Genomic DNA, 16,017 nt, shown 5'->3' with positions numbered 1-16,017 from the left:
TGTTGAGTTAAACAAATTGAAGTAATTCAGCAAAGGTTTTAATCCGCGCTTTAGGTGCAGCTGCTGTCAACTCTTGATCAGAGCCATAACCATACTCGACTGCGATGGTGTCTATCCCATTGCTGCGGGCACCAAAAATATCGTGCTCACGGTCACCCACCATCACACATTCAGCTGGGTTTAAATTTTCCTTTTCAAGGATATAGGCAATCAACTCGCCCTTGTTGGTACGCTCACCATTCAGCTCACTGCCATAGGCATAATTAAAATATTGCAGCAGATCAAAATGTTCTAAAATCTGCTTGGCATAGATTTGAGGTTTTGCCGTAGCCAAATACAAACGGAAGCCCTTTTGCTGCAAGGTTTGCAAAGTTGCAGCCACATCTTCAAAAACATGATTTTCATATAAGCCGGTCACAGCAAAGCGTTCCCGATAGCCCATCAAGGCCTGTTCAGCCAGAACATCATCCACCGGCACATTTAAAATTTTCGCCAAAGAGGCCTGCAAAGGTGGACCAATAATCCAGTCGATGTTGACCTCATCGGCAATTGGATGGCCCACTTTAGCCAGACCATAGCGTGCCGAAGTGGTAATCCCCACTTTGGGATCAGTTAATGTTCCGTCTAAATCAATCAAAATATTCTTAATCACCAACCGACCCTTCAACTTAAATTTTTACTTCACAAATACTATCGAGACTTGGCTCAAAGTTGCCTATACTAACGCAAATTTTGTGATTTAAGGACATCATTGTGCGCCCTACTGTACTTTGCTTTTCTGGTTTAGACCCATCGGGTGGTGCTGGCTTGCAGGCAGATATTGAAGCGATTGGCCAAAGTGGTGCACATGCAGCAATTGCCTGTACTGCGCTGACCATTCAAAACTCGCAGCAGGTGTTTGGTTTTGAAGCGACCTCCAAAGAATTATTGCTGGCCCAAGCGCATGCCGTGGTCAGTGATTTACCGATTAAATGTGTGAAATCCGGTATGTTAGGCACCACAGACAATATTGCCGCTTTGGCTGAATTTTTACGTGAACATCCTGAATATTTATATGTGCTCGATCCAGTTCTGGTGGCCAATAGCGGCGGTTCACTGGGCGATCAAGCCACACTGGTGAAAGCATTTGTGGAGCTGATTCCGTTGGCTACTGTGCTGACCCCGAACACCGTTGAACTCCGAGCCTTAACTGGCGTGGAAGATATCGACCAGGCTGTAGCAAAACTTTTTGCCATGGGTGCCAAAGCCGTTTTAGTGAAAGGTGGACACGAGGATACCCCTGACTATATCCGCAATGTGCTATACGTAGAGGGTGAACTGGTGTCTGAAACCCGGTGTCCTCGCCTTGAAGGTCAATATCACGGTTCAGGCTGTTCGCTGGCCAGCTTTATTGCCGGCCGTTTAGCACAAGGTGATGACTTAAAACAGGCGGTCAACCATGCCGAAACCTGGCTGTTTGGCGTGCTGAAAAAAGCGGAATCCCCGGTGCCGAATGGTCAGAAAATTCCGAAACGGTTTTAAAAATCCATCTGCTGCATAATCATCTGCATACGAACCTGCATAAAACCCTGATGATCAGTCCGCTATTCGGGTTTGATCTTGGTTTTTTTACTTTTTATATTCAAAAAATAAAGCATGTATACATACATGCTTTAATTAAACATTGACCTGATTTAAACAATCAGAATTAAGCAATCAGGTCTTTAATGGTGGTACTCGAACCATTATTTTTCACCGATTCAATCCCTTTCTCACGTGACTGCTCGCTTGAGTAAAATTGGCTGGTGCCAATAACTTGATAATTTGCTGCTTTTAAATTGAAATAGGGTTTGCCATTTTTTGCTTCCAGACGCTCATAACGACCATCTTTAGGGCTATTTTTCTGCACTGATTCAATGCCATTTTGTGCAGAAGCTTTGGTCTTGTACAATTCGCTGGTCAGAATCACTTCCCCATTGCCCGCTTTCAAAACAAAGCGATATTGCCCATCGCTCGCCTGACTGACTTCATACCATCCTGCCATATAAAATACCCCTTGTTATTGTAAGAGTTATAAAAGAATAGAATTTATATTGTTTAAATAATATGCTACTTGTATTAAATATAAATGACTTTTTATTTCAAAGAAAGCACATTTTATGATTACTATTTCAGTCTATATTTGAATGGTTTATCGTCTTAAATCAACACTGCGCTATTGTGATCCAGACAGTGTTTATAGCCATCGTTCCATGAACTGCAGGCAAGAGAGTAGACTTCTTTCATAATTATTCACACCCTTTTTATTTTTTTCCCATCGGGAGAAATAAAGGAAATTTATGAAAGAGGTCTGCTAATTTACCGGTCTATTCTCTCCCCAGCTTTTGATTAACACCCTGCCCAGCCTTAAAAATTTTTTTTAGTGTAGGTGGCTTTCTGCATTTCCAGTATTTCCACACAAATCTGTACACTGACCTGGCTTTGTGCAGGAATGTGCTGTTCAAGTGTGCGCAGGATCACTTGGGCAATTTGCTGTTGTAACTCCAGGCTACGTCCGGTCAATAAAGAAACTTTGGCATGCACATAGGCTTGTGAAACATCTCCCAAACCAATGACATAATCATGCTGGCAAATGGCACGGCTTTTAAGATCATTCGCAGCACCGACATAAGCGCCCTCAACCAGGGCCTGGTTTAAGGCAAGCAAGAGCGGTTTGGGTTGAAAGTTTTCTACATTGTCGGAATATTCAAGATGGATATGCGGCATAACAAGAACTCTTTAACATGAATGACTAGGGTTATAGCATGCTGGTGCTTTAATCATAAAATGGCTCTGTCAATGTTTAAGCCACAATGCTTCTGATAAAAACCAATAATACGATAATTCATGCAGTCACGACTTCATAAAAAAAGCTCCGGCATATCGCCAGAGCTTTTTGGGTTTTAATGTCGTGAATTAAGCTTTTTTCACAAATTCAGATTTTAATTTCATGGCACCAAAACCATCCACTTTACAGTCCAGATCATGACCATCGCTTGAGTCCGGTAATAAACGAATGTTCTTCGCCTTGGTTCCCACTTTAATTACCGATGAAGAACCTTTGATTTTCAAATCTTTAATCAGGGTAACCGTATCGCCATCAGCAAGCACATTGCCATTTGCATCTTTAATAATTGTAGCCTGCTCAGTACTGCTTTCACCTTCTTTCCATTCATGAGCGCATTCTGGGCAAATCAGCAAATCGCCATCTTCATAAGCATATTCTGAGTTACATTTGGGGCAATTTGGCAAAGACATAAAAAACCTCAAAAATCTTATTATAACATTTTATAAAGCAATCTTTTGCTAAAACCTTATTTATATTATGGAATAAACATGCTCAGCAGATGCTTTCAGCTTTCTTCCAAAACCTGTTTAAGTACAATCACATGATTATGGTTTTCACTTTTAGCCGCGGTGATGAGGCTGACTTTTTCTTGTCTGGCCATCTCTCTGATTTGCTGCAACACCTCTGTTTGTGAGCGCAGTTCAGCCCTGTAACGTTGCTGGAATTCGTCCCAATGCTGGGAGTCATGCGCATACCATTTTCGCAGCTCAGTTGATGGCGTGATTTCTTTAGCCCACCAATCAATTTTGGCATCTGCCTTTGTAATGCCCCTGGGCCACAGCCGGTCAACCAGAATCCGTTTGCCGTCTGAAGCCAGAACTTCTGCATAAGCACGTTTAATTTGAATGTCCATCGCACAGCAGCTATTGATCTGGAATTTCAGGAGTAACCAGTAAAGTGAGCAGTTGCAACGATTCCTGCCATCCCAAATAACAGACTTCCACTGGAATAACTTCAGGAATGCCTGATTGGGTAATATGCACTTCGGTTCCCACGGACACTGCTTTGAATTGAATGATCACTTCAATGTTTCCGGGCAAATTGGGATCATCGAACTGGTCGCTATAGCGCAACAATTGGTTGGGAATGATTTCATGATAGGTGCCACCAAAGGAATGGCTAGAACCGGTAGAGAAATTGCTAAACGACATTTTATAGGTCCCACCGACTTTGGCATCCAGATGATAAACCTTAGCGGTAAAACCATGGGGTGCCATCCACTTGACCAGAGCATCCGGATCAATAAATGCCTTAAACACCCGTTCTGGTGGTGCGGTAAATACGCGATGCAGTTTCACTGTATTGCTTTCAGTCATTTGCGAACCTCGTCTTATTATTATTTTTAAAATGCAAGTTGATTGCGGTTATTCTCTGATGCTGCAGGGCTTTGGTCCGATATGAAGCAGGGTTTTCAATTCCTTGTTCATAAAAGATTTATCAATATCCCAAAACATTATAGGTCCAGAATAGCGGCATTCAAGCCGATTTTTTTTATTTAAATATCAAATCCAGTTTTAAATATCTAGTCTGGCATGTCATCAATATGATTGGGTTCTGTGCGCGGCTGAGTATTCATATAGTGCCGAAAACAGCATGAACGCTCATACACCTGCATGCGTACCCGCATGATGGAACCTAAAGGCTGGTGTTCTTTTACCCCATGCCACGGATTGAAAGACAGCACGTCATCTGAATAGACCCGACGTGCCGGACTAAAGGTCTGCTGTTTTGGAAAATGTAAAGTCCCGATGACCTGATGCGGTGATTCATCTTCATCCCACAACACGGCGGCATCTTCAACAGGCATACGGTCCAGGTTGGTACATAGCTGAGCGCGAATGACATAATCAGCCGTATTACGCTTAAAAAAATCCTGGACCAGATCACGTATGCCGGAATCTTCCTGAATTTGCATGGGTATGCCAGTCAGCTGTTTTACCGACTCAGATTCAGGTGCCACACTGATTTTGGCAATATAGTTGCCATAACGTAATGCTGCCATGCTGTGATAGGTTTCCCCGAGTATATGATGCTGGCTACGTGCCAGTCCCTTGATCGTCGCAGATCCCGGAAAGCCCGCACGACTGACCAGATGATCGACCCCACGCATGACACCGCGTAAACCACGCATGACCAGTTCAGGTACCCTTTCCACTTCAGTCATAAAAGGCAGCATTTGCATATATTTGCGTACCGTTCCAAAAACTAGTACCGGCATATTGACCATCAGAAAATCCTGATTTTTTCCCTCACTGGAATCTTCCGGCAATAAGCGCTCGCCCGGCACATTTAAAATTTTAAGGGCAAAACCATGCGGCACCGGTGTCTTATCGCTACGCAAATCCCCGGGAGCAGCAGACAGACGGACCATGACATCATAATAGCCCGGATGGGCAAAAATTCCCTGCGCCAAGTGATCGGGCAGGTTTTCAGGAATGGTTAAAATACCTTTTAAGAAACCGTGGGATTTAGCATGCGCATCGCGAACTGCATGACGATGCTTGTCAAAAACCTCAGTATTCCTTTGGGTCATATAATCTACAATATACTGAATATCTTCTTCTTCATTTTCCTGTTTTTGTTCGACTTCTGGACCATAGGCCACATAATTATTCACTGCCATGCCGTGCTCCTTTCATGCCTTGAATAGAAATAAACTGTTTTGAAATTTATGTATTAATCTAGCAAGGAGTTTGCTTTACAAAGGAAGTGCTTGGTATACACATTGAAGGTATTTGGTAAATAAAACAGAAAGAGGAAATTAAACTAGCGTGACTAAAAAGCATCAATCCATTACATATTTTTTATTTTAAAATCAAATATTCAAATAAATAAATCCACAAGGTTTAAAATCAATAGAAAGGAATAGAGTGCGAAAGTGGCTTGAACAGGTTCTTCTGAGTTTCAGCAGATGGGGTATGATTCTAATAAAATCTTGATATGAAAATGGCCCTAAGCATCTAAATGTTTAAGGCCTTTTTAACAGGTTCGATCCGATTAACAGTACTGGCTCAAACCTGGATCATCCCCCAGCCATTAAAATTTTTTAGGAATAGGGATTAACTTTTGACTTCATTTTCCCAGTCTTCATCTTCATAGACATAAGCCATACAGCCCCAGCCATCATATTCGCCGCCATATTGCGTCGCGATTTTAGTGAACCATTCTTCCAGATCGACGATGTCTGAATATTCAGGTTCCATATACACATAAATGGTGATAATCCACTCGACCGTGTCGGCTTCTTCATCTTCAAACAGGCTAATTTTTTGTTCTTCTTTGAGCAGATAAAGTGCACATTTTTGTGCCTGTTCTTCAGTCTGAAAAGCTATGGAAAATTCAATTTCATGCGCTTCAGTCAGATCGTCGCCATCTTCGGCCATTTGCCAAAGTACATTACCATTTTCATCATCGGGGAATTGGTCAAAATCGCGTGTCATGGAGTGTTTCCTTATTGTAATTAGATATCAGCTATATCATGCCATACAGATTAGCTCAAGTTTGTTTCAGTTTAGCCATTTCACTGTTTAGCTTAACTACAACACTTGTGCTGATAAGTCCCCTTTGTCCTGCCATTTTATTTTCCACAGATCGCTGGTCTTAGCCTTCCACCATCTGCTGCTGCAATTCACCTGGCTCATTCGGTTGCTGTGCCTTGAAGGCTGAAACCAGGGCTGCAAGCTTAAACTCTTCCAGACGTAACTTTAAAAATGATTCATGAATTCGGGCATGGCTGAATGCTGCTCCATAATGATTGATCAGGATAAAATCATCTTGCAACGCCTGAATAAACAGCCCCACCGTGTCATGCTCTAATTGAGATAAATACAGGTCAGCCTTGCTGTTAAACACATGCGTAACCAGAGCGATGGCAGAAAGTCTGCGATTTTCCTCGACATACTCACATTGACCCACCTTGTTTGCTGCAATGGCATTTTTTATTTTTCGGCGGACTTCTGTTAACTGCTGCGCGGCATGAATATCCTCATAGCCTTCAATCAATTGATCCAAAAGGATTTGTGCAGGATACACATATTGAAGGCCATAACCCTGAATCTTGTTTTCCAGTGCTTTTGAAATTGTGGCCAATTTTTCTTGTTCTACTGCCTGATGATAAAAAGCCCCTAATCGTTCTCTGGCCTGGGCTTCCAGGTTAAGCCGGCTATTTTTTTCCAGTTTTTCCAGATAATGTCGAGTGTTTTCAATCTCTGCCTTCATTTTTTCCAGCAGAAACTCTGCTTCAGTTTTAGTGGCTTCGACAAAGCTCTCGACCTGGTTTTTTCGCTCTGCAACGTAATGCTCAGTATCCAAAACGTCTTGATACTGACTCAACTTTTCAACCCGGTTTTTTAGATTGCCGATCTCGATACGACAGGTATTTAATTGATGGTGCAGCGCATCGTTTTGCTGTTCATGCTCTGCCAGATTATTTCGCGTGCGATCCAGATTTACCTGCAAAGATTCCAGAGTGCGCTGTTTTTTTCTTATTTTTATGATTGCCCGATAAAGCAATCCCACCAAAATGAAGGTGGTCAGGATATATAGATAAAGCATTATTATTATCTCAAAATTATTATTTCGAAGAAAGGTGACACATTATTTATTAGTAATATGTTTTTCAATCATTAGAAAAAGGGATATTGTGTGCGATTGGTCGCATTTTTTTATTATTCTTAGATTTTCATCATCATAAATCAGTTGGCCGACAAGAAGAAGTCAACCCTCATAGCATATATGTAACTTATTATTAAAATTATGGGCCTTTGAATAAGTAAAATTACAAGATATTGATTAAAAAGGAATTTTCACCTTAATTTCAACATCTGCTCCGCTTAAAGGCTGTTTAAAAGCCAGATAGCTGGCATGTAAGGCCATACGTTTTAATGGACTCTGGTAGGGCTCTGGATGATAGAGCTTGTCGCCGGTAATCGGATGGCCGATATACTGCATATGCACCCGCAACTGATGAGAGCGTCCGGTAATCGGGGTCAGCAGTACCCGGCTAATGTCTTCCGCTTCAGAATATTCCAAGGCCTGATACAGCGTTCTGGCGGGTTTTCCCAAGTCAAAATGCACGATTTGACGCGGCCGGTTTTCCCAGTCGGTAATTAATGGCACCTCGACACTCCCCTCGGCTTCGAGCTTGCCTTGAACCAGCGCAATATAGTTTTTTTTGACCGTACGTGCCTGAAACATTTTACTGACCGCCACTTCTGCTTCACGGTGTTTGGCAAACATCAAAATACCGGAAGTTGCCATATCTAAACGGTGGGTAATTTTAGCGTTGGGATAGCGTTCCAATACCCGAAAATAAGCACTGTCATGATGTTCAGGCAAACGTCCCGGAACGGACAACAGCCCTGCCGGTTTTTCAATCACCACCAGGTCTTCATCTTCATAGACGATGGCAAGCGGTTCCTGAGGCGGCATATACACGAAGTTATCGTTGATGGGCATAGCATTACGGCACGTGGGAGAATGCGCGCAAAATAACAATCTCTGCCAGAGCTGTCAATGCTGGACCATCCCGCCAAAATTATGCCTGCTTCGATTTTTCCAGCGTGGTTTTATAGCTGTCTTTCAGGGTGTCGAACTGACCATCTAGAAAATGGTTGAGGTAGGCTCTGGCCTGCCCCAGACTGAGCTGTTTAAAAGCCACATAATCCTTGTTTTTTAAAGTGATTAAACCAAACAGGTTCTTTTGTGGAGTAACAATTTCAATATCGCTGTCCAGCTTGAATGCCAGCTGATCGGAGGCCGAATAGGCATTTAAACTGAGGCGCAGGCATTGCTGGGTAGCGGTATCGGTTACGGTAAAACTGGTAATGGCCCCATTCATTTCCAGTTGTGAAACCAGTTGGCGGCGCCAGTTGATTGCATCGAATTGGCTCAATATTTCTGTACTTTCAAATAATCCTAAAGCTTCTGCATCCTGCTCACTCAAGTGCTGTGGATGACGAATTTCCAATTCGTATTTTTTCATTGTTATTGGCTCATGTTGAAATGATCGAATACCATTCTAGCAAGCGTTTTTTCAGCCGACTATTTTGTTTTTTTATGGAAAATTACTTTATATCAAGTGATCAGTATATTTTTGATGATGCAATGCACATTCAGGAGGATAAAATTTGATGCAGGTTAAATAAATGAAAAGAAAAAGAATTGTTATTTTTTATTGTTTATAAAAATTTTGAGGGTGTCAGGGAAAACATCTGTGGTTTACTTCAACCATTATAACTTTGTAAGTTATAACCCTATGCCTATAAATTGGTAATCTATAGCGTCCTAAGCCGAATCGAGACCTTGTGGGTAAGTACTGCACTCACGTTGTACGCAACTGGCAGCAATCTGCTCTTTTCGATCCCTTCACACCCTTGAGATATAGAATAGCCAAAGACAGGCGGGATTAATTTCCTAAGATTTTTAATTTCCCATTAATTTTGATAATTTTTTTCTTTAAATAAAGAGTTAAAAGAATTTTTTATCATCCACATTAAAATAAAGGTTTTTTATTGCGGAAAAAGCAGGATTATTGGAATTTATCCATAAATCAAAGCACATTTTTCTTGTGCCTTGTTATCCCATTCAATCAGCCAGATAATAATCAACAGTGGACACCACACGGACTTTCTTTAAATATGGGGTATTGCTGTCGCGATCCTCAATGCTGAACAATCCCTGATTGGCTGCCTTGATTTTGCCTAGACGGCTTTTGGAATCTGCGGCAAATTTTTCTGCCACACTGCGGGCGTTTTGGGTCGCCTGCTCAATCATGGCCGGCTTGATGTCATTTAACTTGGTAAATAAATATTCGGTTCGTTGACCTGAATCATCGCCACCAAAGGCAATGCCCTTTTTACCCAAAGCCACCAGACGGCTTTGTGCCGCCCGCACTGCATCTATTTTATGGGTATAAACGGTTATGGTCTGATGCGCGGTATAACGGAGCGCGACATTGGCATCGCCGCCGTATTGCTGGGCATATTTATCGGTCGTGACAGGAGCTGCCGTAGTAATTTCCTGAGCGCTAAAACCTTCGGTTTTTAAAAACGCCTGAATTTGTTGGGTTTGTATTTCCATAGTGTCATACAGCTGGGTCAGGTCCTGACTGGCCGAGCTAAAACGGATCGGCCATACTGCGACATCGGCTTTCACCTCTCGTTCAGATAGACCTTTGACCGAGACTATACGTTCATACTGCTTGATTTTGACTGCACTACTGCCCAGAATCCATCCCGCAAGAATCATCCCCAGACAAATGAAAGCACCTAAAACCAGTGCGGACTTGAATTGATTCATGCTCCCGAATTCCTCTTTTGCTTATTTTTTATAGCAGCGGTTCTGTTTTTATCAGCTCCGAAACCACTGTTTACAGACGATCTATCTATATCGACCTTTCTATATCAACCTTTCTATATCAACCTTTCTATATCAACCTTTCTATATCAACCTTTCTATATCAACCGTTTCAATCCTCCAATCCGGCCTAGGAATTTCGGATCAGATATAAGGCCAGAAATGGCACCAGATTAAGCAATAGAATGCCAATTTTATATACGGCCATACCCCCATAATGAATGGCATCGAAGGTGTGATCGGAAAGCTGGAACCATTTGCCATGCACCTGTTTCATCCAGTTACGGGCAAAAATAAACACCAAAAACCAGATCATTAAGATGATGTAATTTATAAGTAATGAACACAGTAAAAAACGGCTCCAAAAATCATCATTTATCATTTTTATGACCTGACCGGATGCTTGCTTATATATTCTAAATTAGCAGATTTTATGAAGGAAAATGAACAACTGATTTGTATCCGCTTTTTTGCAGTTAAATTTAAAACCATGTATTTGTTTTTAATAATTTTTATAATGTTTTTTTAATACTTGTCTTGGCTGGAGAATTTTTTAGGGGGTCAGGGAAAACATACTGTTTTACTTCAACCATTATAACTTTGTAAGTTATAACCTTATGCCTATAAATTGATAATCTATAGCGTCCTAAGCCGAATCGAGACCTTGTGGGTAAGTACTGCACTCACGTTGTACGCAACTGGCAGCAATCTACTCTTTTCGATCCCTTCACACCCTTGAGATACAGAATAACCAAAGAAATGCGGGATTAATTTCCTAAGATTTTGCATTTTTAATTATTTTTGGAATATTTTCCCGCTTTATTCAAATCTATAAAAAAATTTCCCAAATTGATGCAAAATACCGATTTTTATTGCGCCAAACTGACATGAACCGGAATATTTTCTCCATCTTCATGAACTGGAGTACTAAAACTTACCTTTCAGCTCCCTAGCCGCTATTTCTTCTTGGTCATTTCCGCCAGCAAATCCAGTTGAATTTCCTGAATTTTAGCCAAGCGATCCCACTGATGCATTAAAAGATGATCGAGTTTTTCATGTAAATGCCGAATCTCCAGTTCAGCTTTCAAGTTGACCTGATAATCATTTTGCGAACGCAAACGGTCTTTGGCTTCCTGCCGGTTTTGGCTCATCATGATTACGGGTGCCTGAATGGCGGCCAAACAGGACAGCATTAAATTTAATAAAATAAAGGGGTATGGATCTGCTGGATGTTTCACCATGATCACGGTATTGACCAAAATCCACAGCGCCAAGAAAATGGCAAAGCAGATCAAAAAGGTCCAGCTACCGCCGAAACTTGCAATTTTATCGGCCAGTTTTTCTCCAAAAGTCCAATTCTGATCGAGCTTGTTCTCTATATTTTTGCTGATCAGCTCATGCTGTTGCATACTGTTCAACACTTCATATTCCAGATCGGTGACTTCACCTTGTTCAGATTTTAATATGGACTGTACATACTGCATGCGGTATTTGGTTAAATCGACCTGGCAGATAAAGTCGCCAGGTGACCACTGTGGAAAATCCTTTGAAATTTCCTCGGTAATGACTTTTCGAATTGTTCCAATCGGGATAAGGTTTTTTTTAGGAAAGCTTTTCTTGCAGACCATGCATGTTTGACATTCTGTTTTTCCGTTCATACCCCATACCTTCTGTTTTATCTCTATGCAATATGCCATGATGTGATGATGATTTCCGAGTCTAATCAACGCTTATTGGTTTACATTTTGCCAGGGAAAGCTTGGTTTTAGATTAATTCAGTTCCATATTTTTAAATTAATTTTAAAGCAAACATCCAGCAATTTTTAAGATGCATGTGCCACGCCCTATATACCTATAGCCGTTAAACCGTTATTCCGTTTATGGATGAATAAACAAAAATTTAAAGCAAAGACCAGCTTAAAATTCCCCTGCCATTTACCGTACATAGAGCTGTTTCACATGGTGATTGATATAGGCATTTAGGCCATCGCCATACTGCGCCAGCTGTTTCATGTTTTCAATATGCTGATAGCCGGCACTGGCATAGCTATAGGTATAAATTTTTGAATTTTTCTTAAATTGAACACGAATAAACTCATTGCCAATTTCATAGTTGGCCACACCAGAGTCGTGGTTCAGATCAAGATAATGTTGCAATTAAGCCGCCCTAAACACAGTAAATATAAAGTTTAAGATGAGGGTGTGTTGAGCATTTTTCAAACAATTCCCAATAATCAGTCCGTAGTTGAATGAGGAGCGATTTTTATTCGTTATTTATTCCTATCTATTTATATTTATTCAAAAAACTGACTTATGATTGAAACATTTTAGGGTTTCGCAGCGAAATTAATCATCAGCCCAATAAAAAAACTCCGCCAATCGGGCAGAGTTTTTCGGTTTCAGCTTTGAATTATTTTGTACAGCACTTACTACAACCTTCCACTTTTTCTGTTGGCCAGTTCATTCTTGCGCGTTTATAGGCAAGTTCATAATTTGCAAAGTAGCCAATTAAAATCTGGTCATCCGATTTTGGCAGGTCTTCGCAGCCCAGTGTCGCATTATGTATATAGTGTACGCCTTTAGCTGCAGGCTGTTCATCTACAATAAATTTGATCATTGATAGTTCCCCGAATAATTTTTATAAAGTTGAACCACAAACAAACCCATATAAAATTTATGGATTTAATTCCATATTAAAATTATGCCTTTATTGAGTAAAAATCAATCACTAGTTTTGGTGATCTACATCTTTTTTTCATATTTTTTTATTTTTATATAAAACAGCGGCTTATTTCTAAATTCGATTTAATTGGGCAAAATCACGACAGAGCTTTCCGCAAGCTTATGACTCGGGTACGGCTAAGTAAAATAAACGTTATGAATAAAAAGCAGCCCACTCAAATGACCTGAACCTGATGCAAACCCATCCCCTATAGCACCGGACTATTGATATTGTCCTGTTTCTTACGGCATATCCAGCGTACAACCCACACCATCAACAGCAATACAACAATCACCACCAGCACAGGTACAAGTAAAGACAGAATTGAGAGTAAAAATGCCCCTATCCATTCTCCTGTAGATACCACAGGATTGGCAATTCCACCCGTTGTTGCAGTCGATACACCACGGACAGCCACCGTACTTAATTGAACTGCACTTGCTGTACCGCCACCGACAATAATCGCGGCCGCCCAGCTGGCAAACTGCGACATTTCCCCACTGCTCACTGCCATGGTTGCCAAAGTTCCGGCGATCATTGCTGCGGGTGTAGCCACCGTGTCCAGGGCATTGTCTACCCAGGGAATATAATAAGCAGCAATTTCACTCAGCGTTGCAATGCCTAAAGCCATGCAGACGGATGGCAGCGCCAGCCATTCAAAGCCTTGCATTGGTTCGAACCAGCCCATGAGGGATGCAATACTCATGACCAATAGCGGTACAAAAACACGAAAACCGCAGGCAGCACTTAGGCCCACGCCTATACATAAACCGAGTATTGTTTCCATGTGCATTTCCTTTTATGGCTTGAATTTATTGCGGTGCTTTAAAATGAAAGTAACAAAAAAGCCCTATGGATGAATAGGGCTTTTGTTCAAAACAGAGGATAACTGTTTTATGGGTGCTGCTTAGGCAATCGCAATTTTATTGTTAAATTGATTGCCAAGGCATTTGGTACACGGTGGTAGACGATCAGTACCAATTTCTAAGTAGGTGCGGTGTCCGCATTTGACACAAAAATAGAAGCCTGTTCCGGGTTTAGAGCCAGCAGTAACCATTTTTGTTCTCCATAGGTTTTAGAAATGGTGAACAAAGTATAGCCCAATTGTGAGCTTTGTCTATTGGTTATTTTAAAAAATGATGGTGTCATTTTTGCAAGAAATGATTTCAAGAAATTTCACTTTCTATTTACTTTTCTCGATTTTTTTTGAATTTTGGACTTTGGCTTTCTATTTACTTTCTTTCTATGCTCTTTAACTTCATGCCCAAATAAATCCTCTCTTTTTAAACGTTGTAAATCTAAAGAAATTTTCTTTAACTCATATTTTTCATTTGCTAATTTTTTAAAATAAATTTCATCAAAAATATCAGCATCCTCCATTGTTAGAGGTATATAGTCTGCTTTAGCTGAAATAAAACCTTTTAAGCCTCCTTGATATTTTAAATAAGCTCCCACATATTCCAACTCATCCATGCTTATTACTTTATTATGCAACTGATTTCTTTGTGATAAAAACTCATAGAAATCAGAATAATTTAACTCTAAATGATCCCATGCCTGAACAATACTATCGAGATTTGCAATATCAATAACCCAAGGATACGATTCACCCTCTTGTTTATCCAATAAATAATTCAAATTGCAACTAAGAGCTCCAAAATCATCCCTTGTCACACAAATAGTATGAATAACTTTAATTTCTACCAAAGGGATTTCAATTAAAAGTTTTCCCTTTTTAGTAAATAAAGTTAGTTTTTGATCGTCTAACACTCGATTTTTTAAACTATTAGCCTGATCAAATGCTTTCTGTAAACCTGCACTACTTTTAAAATGATCTCTAATTTTGATAAAAGCTTTTTCTGCATCACGCATTGGTTCTTTTGGCGGAGATGCTTTAGCCTCAACGATTAATAGCACACCATTATCATAAATGACTAAGTCATGCTCATTTGTAGAATTTGCATTCTGAAAGGCGCTTTCATAAAACTCAGCATTACTGCTACATAATCTTTTAAATAATTCGGTAGTCTTTGACTCTAGCTTTTTATCTCGATTTTGAATATTTTTTTGAGCGCTTTTTACTTCTTTGTATAAAAAATTTTCTAAAAAATTAATAATTGCAATGAAAAATGAATTATTAGCGACATAATAAATTCTATCTTTATCAATAAATAGAGATTTAAACTGTATGGGATTTTTATCAGTAAGATATATTATTTCTTCTGCGTCACCTCTTTTTAATGAAAACACATTTAAGATATTATTTAATTTTTCACCTTCGAATTTATCTGAAATTTTAGAAATAGGAACAGAAAAAACTTTTAAACTATTGTCAAAAAAATTCTTCATTTTTTCCTGTAGTTCGCTATCGTCTTTTATTCTTTGCATTTCCAATGGGAAATTAGCGATATCCTCATCACATTTCTCTAAAAAACGTTGGCGATATAAATCTAATAATTGAATTTCTTTTTTTCTCTCATCAAAATTATTCTGTATTTCATCTTCTAAAAGAGTCGAAAAACTAAGTAAATCTTCAACCGAAAACTTATAATTTTCTTGCACAATTGTTGAATAATCTTTGAACCAAAAGAATATCCATTCTTTAACCTGATGAGAATTTAATGTTTTACTTGTAAAAAAATAATGGATAAAAGCAGACATTACCACTAACTTAGTTTGTTTATCATTTTCATTATTTTTGTCTACATCAAAATAATTAAGGGTATAAAAACTAAAAATTCGATTTAATAGTTTACTAATTTTTTTATCTAAATGATCATTAAATTCAGTAGGATTTGTCGGTTCTTCCTGTGATGCAGCTAAACCTAATAAGTAAGTACCTTGTTGAAAGGGTGAACTAAGTGTCGTGGATTTTCCATGATTAAACTCAAACTGTCTCATACTTATAAAGTTTATTAAAGATTCTAAACTAATTGTTGAAGTTAATTGTTTTAGTTCCTCAATAGCTTTTAATAACTCATCATGCAGTTCTGGTTTCATCATGTCCTCAAATTTAAAAACCCCACATAAATGTAGGGTCCTTTCACAACAAAATCAAATACTTTCAGAATAA

Annotated in this window: 20 protein-coding genes; 1 reads left to right on the top strand and 19 read right to left on the bottom strand. The window is 39.7% G+C overall.

The window, feature by feature from the left end; translation table 11 throughout:
- Nucleotides 1–7: 7 nt before the first annotated feature.
- On the bottom strand, nucleotides 8–652 hold the full coding sequence (locus tag ACPUEY_RS00390) for an HAD-IA family hydrolase (RefSeq protein WP_092820365.1): 645 nt from the start codon (nucleotides 650–652) through the stop codon (nucleotides 8–10).
- A 101-nt stretch (nucleotides 653–753) separates the two neighbouring features.
- Between ACPUEY_RS00390 and ACPUEY_RS00385 the strand changes: the two genes are divergently transcribed.
- The gene (locus ACPUEY_RS00385) at nucleotides 754–1,521 is read left to right on the top strand and encodes a hydroxymethylpyrimidine/phosphomethylpyrimidine kinase (RefSeq protein WP_425120736.1); all 768 of its coding nucleotides are present in this window, start codon (nucleotides 754–756) and stop codon (nucleotides 1,519–1,521) included.
- Between the two features lie 166 nt (nucleotides 1,522–1,687).
- Here the strand turns inward: ACPUEY_RS00385 and ACPUEY_RS00380 are convergent, their stop codons facing one another.
- The 18 genes from ACPUEY_RS00380 to ACPUEY_RS00295 form a co-directional block, all read right to left on the bottom strand.
- Nucleotides 1,688–2,023: a YegP family protein gene (locus tag ACPUEY_RS00380; RefSeq protein ID WP_425120735.1), complete on the bottom strand. Its 336-nt coding sequence runs from the start codon at nucleotides 2,021–2,023 to the stop codon at nucleotides 1,688–1,690.
- 362 nt (nucleotides 2,024–2,385) lie between these two features.
- Nucleotides 2,386–2,745, bottom strand: a complete 360-nt coding sequence (locus ACPUEY_RS00375; protein ID WP_425120734.1) for a 5-carboxymethyl-2-hydroxymuconate Delta-isomerase — start codon at nucleotides 2,743–2,745, stop codon at nucleotides 2,386–2,388.
- Nucleotides 2,746–2,934: 189 nt separating this feature from the next.
- The gene (locus ACPUEY_RS00370) at nucleotides 2,935–3,276 is read right to left on the bottom strand and encodes a zinc ribbon domain-containing protein YjdM (RefSeq protein ID WP_261183644.1); all 342 of its coding nucleotides are present in this window, start codon (nucleotides 3,274–3,276) and stop codon (nucleotides 2,935–2,937) included.
- A gap of 95 nt (nucleotides 3,277–3,371) precedes the next feature.
- Nucleotides 3,372–3,719: a DUF488 domain-containing protein gene (locus ACPUEY_RS00365; RefSeq protein ID WP_425120733.1), complete on the bottom strand. Its 348-nt coding sequence runs from the start codon at nucleotides 3,717–3,719 to the stop codon at nucleotides 3,372–3,374.
- A gap of 10 nt (nucleotides 3,720–3,729) precedes the next feature.
- Nucleotides 3,730–4,182: an SRPBCC family protein gene (locus ACPUEY_RS00360; RefSeq protein WP_425120732.1), complete on the bottom strand. Its 453-nt coding sequence runs from the start codon at nucleotides 4,180–4,182 to the stop codon at nucleotides 3,730–3,732.
- Nucleotides 4,183–4,388: 206 nt separating this feature from the next.
- Nucleotides 4,389–5,489 (bottom strand): catalase family protein, encoded by a 1,101-nt coding sequence (locus tag ACPUEY_RS00355; RefSeq protein ID WP_425120731.1) that lies wholly within the window; start codon nucleotides 5,487–5,489, stop codon nucleotides 4,389–4,391.
- Nucleotides 5,490–5,925: 436 nt separating this feature from the next.
- The gene (locus tag ACPUEY_RS00350) at nucleotides 5,926–6,306 is read right to left on the bottom strand and encodes a ribonuclease E inhibitor RraB (RefSeq protein WP_092820373.1); all 381 of its coding nucleotides are present in this window, start codon (nucleotides 6,304–6,306) and stop codon (nucleotides 5,926–5,928) included.
- Between the two features lie 160 nt (nucleotides 6,307–6,466).
- Nucleotides 6,467–7,420, bottom strand: a complete 954-nt coding sequence (locus ACPUEY_RS00345) for a DUF5660 family protein (protein ID WP_092820374.1) — start codon at nucleotides 7,418–7,420, stop codon at nucleotides 6,467–6,469.
- A gap of 237 nt (nucleotides 7,421–7,657) precedes the next feature.
- Nucleotides 7,658–8,323, bottom strand: coding sequence for an RluA family pseudouridine synthase (locus ACPUEY_RS00340; RefSeq protein ID WP_092820375.1), 666 nt, complete (start codon nucleotides 8,321–8,323; stop codon nucleotides 7,658–7,660).
- A 79-nt stretch (nucleotides 8,324–8,402) separates the two neighbouring features.
- Complete coding sequence (locus ACPUEY_RS00335; protein WP_425120729.1) at nucleotides 8,403–8,849, bottom strand: hypothetical protein; 447 nt, start codon at nucleotides 8,847–8,849, stop codon at nucleotides 8,403–8,405.
- Between the two features lie 602 nt (nucleotides 8,850–9,451).
- Nucleotides 9,452–10,165, bottom strand: coding sequence for an SIMPL domain-containing protein (locus tag ACPUEY_RS00330; RefSeq protein ID WP_092820377.1), 714 nt, complete (start codon nucleotides 10,163–10,165; stop codon nucleotides 9,452–9,454).
- Nucleotides 10,166–10,352: 187 nt separating this feature from the next.
- Nucleotides 10,353–10,601, bottom strand: a complete 249-nt coding sequence (locus tag ACPUEY_RS00325; RefSeq protein ID WP_092820435.1) for a DUF6868 family protein — start codon at nucleotides 10,599–10,601, stop codon at nucleotides 10,353–10,355.
- A 577-nt stretch (nucleotides 10,602–11,178) separates the two neighbouring features.
- On the bottom strand, nucleotides 11,179–11,880 hold the full coding sequence (locus tag ACPUEY_RS00320; RefSeq protein ID WP_131272659.1) for a DUF1003 domain-containing protein: 702 nt from the start codon (nucleotides 11,878–11,880) through the stop codon (nucleotides 11,179–11,181).
- A 277-nt stretch (nucleotides 11,881–12,157) separates the two neighbouring features.
- Nucleotides 12,158–12,379 (bottom strand): hypothetical protein, encoded by a 222-nt coding sequence (locus ACPUEY_RS00315; RefSeq protein WP_086198842.1) that lies wholly within the window; start codon nucleotides 12,377–12,379, stop codon nucleotides 12,158–12,160.
- Between the two features lie 253 nt (nucleotides 12,380–12,632).
- Nucleotides 12,633–12,839: a hypothetical protein gene (locus tag ACPUEY_RS00310; protein WP_131272660.1), complete on the bottom strand. Its 207-nt coding sequence runs from the start codon at nucleotides 12,837–12,839 to the stop codon at nucleotides 12,633–12,635.
- A gap of 313 nt (nucleotides 12,840–13,152) precedes the next feature.
- Nucleotides 13,153–13,731, bottom strand: a complete 579-nt coding sequence (locus ACPUEY_RS00305; protein WP_425120728.1) for a DUF4126 domain-containing protein — start codon at nucleotides 13,729–13,731, stop codon at nucleotides 13,153–13,155.
- A gap of 120 nt (nucleotides 13,732–13,851) precedes the next feature.
- Nucleotides 13,852–14,001, bottom strand: a complete 150-nt coding sequence (locus ACPUEY_RS00300; protein ID WP_086198845.1) for a zinc ribbon-containing protein — start codon at nucleotides 13,999–14,001, stop codon at nucleotides 13,852–13,854.
- Between the two features lie 119 nt (nucleotides 14,002–14,120).
- Complete coding sequence (locus ACPUEY_RS00295) at nucleotides 14,121–15,944, bottom strand: hypothetical protein (RefSeq protein WP_425120727.1); 1,824 nt, start codon at nucleotides 15,942–15,944, stop codon at nucleotides 14,121–14,123.
- Nucleotides 15,945–16,017: the final 73 nt, after the last annotated feature.

Source organism: Acinetobacter sp. G11 (genome assembly GCF_049808495.1).
GTDB lineage: Bacteria > Pseudomonadota > Gammaproteobacteria > Pseudomonadales > Moraxellaceae > Acinetobacter > Acinetobacter kookii.
The sequence above is the reverse complement of the archived record's forward strand: the minus strand, read 5'-3'. Positions and strand labels throughout refer to the sequence as shown.

Bases quoted from the DNA above. Each gene is read 5' to 3' on its own strand.
- ACPUEY_RS00295 (WP_425120727.1), bottom strand. From the start codon at position 15,944: ATGAAACCAGAACTGCATGATGAGTTATTAAAAGCTATTGAGGAACTA.
- ACPUEY_RS00370 (WP_261183644.1), bottom strand. From the start codon at position 3,276: ATGTCTTTGCCAAATTGCCCCAAATGTAACTCAGAATATGCTTATGAA.
- ACPUEY_RS00375 (WP_425120734.1), bottom strand. From the start codon at position 2,745: ATGCCGCATATCCATCTTGAATATTCCGACAATGTAGAAAACTTTCAA.
- ACPUEY_RS00360 (WP_425120732.1), bottom strand. From the start codon at position 4,182: ATGACTGAAAGCAATACAGTGAAACTGCATCGCGTATTTACCGCACCA.
- ACPUEY_RS00300 (WP_086198845.1), bottom strand. From the start codon at position 14,001: ATGGTTACTGCTGGCTCTAAACCCGGAACAGGCTTCTATTTTTGTGTC.
- ACPUEY_RS00305 (WP_425120728.1), bottom strand. From the start codon at position 13,731: ATGGAAACAATACTCGGTTTATGTATAGGCGTGGGCCTAAGTGCTGCC.
- ACPUEY_RS00345 (WP_092820374.1), bottom strand. From the start codon at position 7,420: ATGCTTTATCTATATATCCTGACCACCTTCATTTTGGTGGGATTGCTT.
- ACPUEY_RS00335 (WP_425120729.1), bottom strand. From the start codon at position 8,849: ATGAAAAAATACGAATTGGAAATTCGTCATCCACAGCACTTGAGTGAG.
- ACPUEY_RS00330 (WP_092820377.1), bottom strand. From the start codon at position 10,165: ATGAATCAATTCAAGTCCGCACTGGTTTTAGGTGCTTTCATTTGTCTG.
- ACPUEY_RS00340 (WP_092820375.1), bottom strand. From the start codon at position 8,323: ATGCCCATCAACGATAACTTCGTGTATATGCCGCCTCAGGAACCGCTT.
- ACPUEY_RS00350 (WP_092820373.1), bottom strand. From the start codon at position 6,306: ATGACACGCGATTTTGACCAATTCCCCGATGATGAAAATGGTAATGTA.
- ACPUEY_RS00310 (WP_131272660.1), bottom strand. From the start codon at position 12,839: ATGATCAAATTTATTGTAGATGAACAGCCTGCAGCTAAAGGCGTACAC.
- ACPUEY_RS00380 (WP_425120735.1), bottom strand. From the start codon at position 2,023: ATGGCAGGATGGTATGAAGTCAGTCAGGCGAGCGATGGGCAATATCGC.
- ACPUEY_RS00320 (WP_131272659.1), bottom strand. From the start codon at position 11,880: ATGAACGGAAAAACAGAATGTCAAACATGCATGGTCTGCAAGAAAAGC.
- ACPUEY_RS00365 (WP_425120733.1), bottom strand. From the start codon at position 3,719: ATGGACATTCAAATTAAACGTGCTTATGCAGAAGTTCTGGCTTCAGAC.
- ACPUEY_RS00355 (WP_425120731.1), bottom strand. From the start codon at position 5,489: ATGGCAGTGAATAATTATGTGGCCTATGGTCCAGAAGTCGAACAAAAA.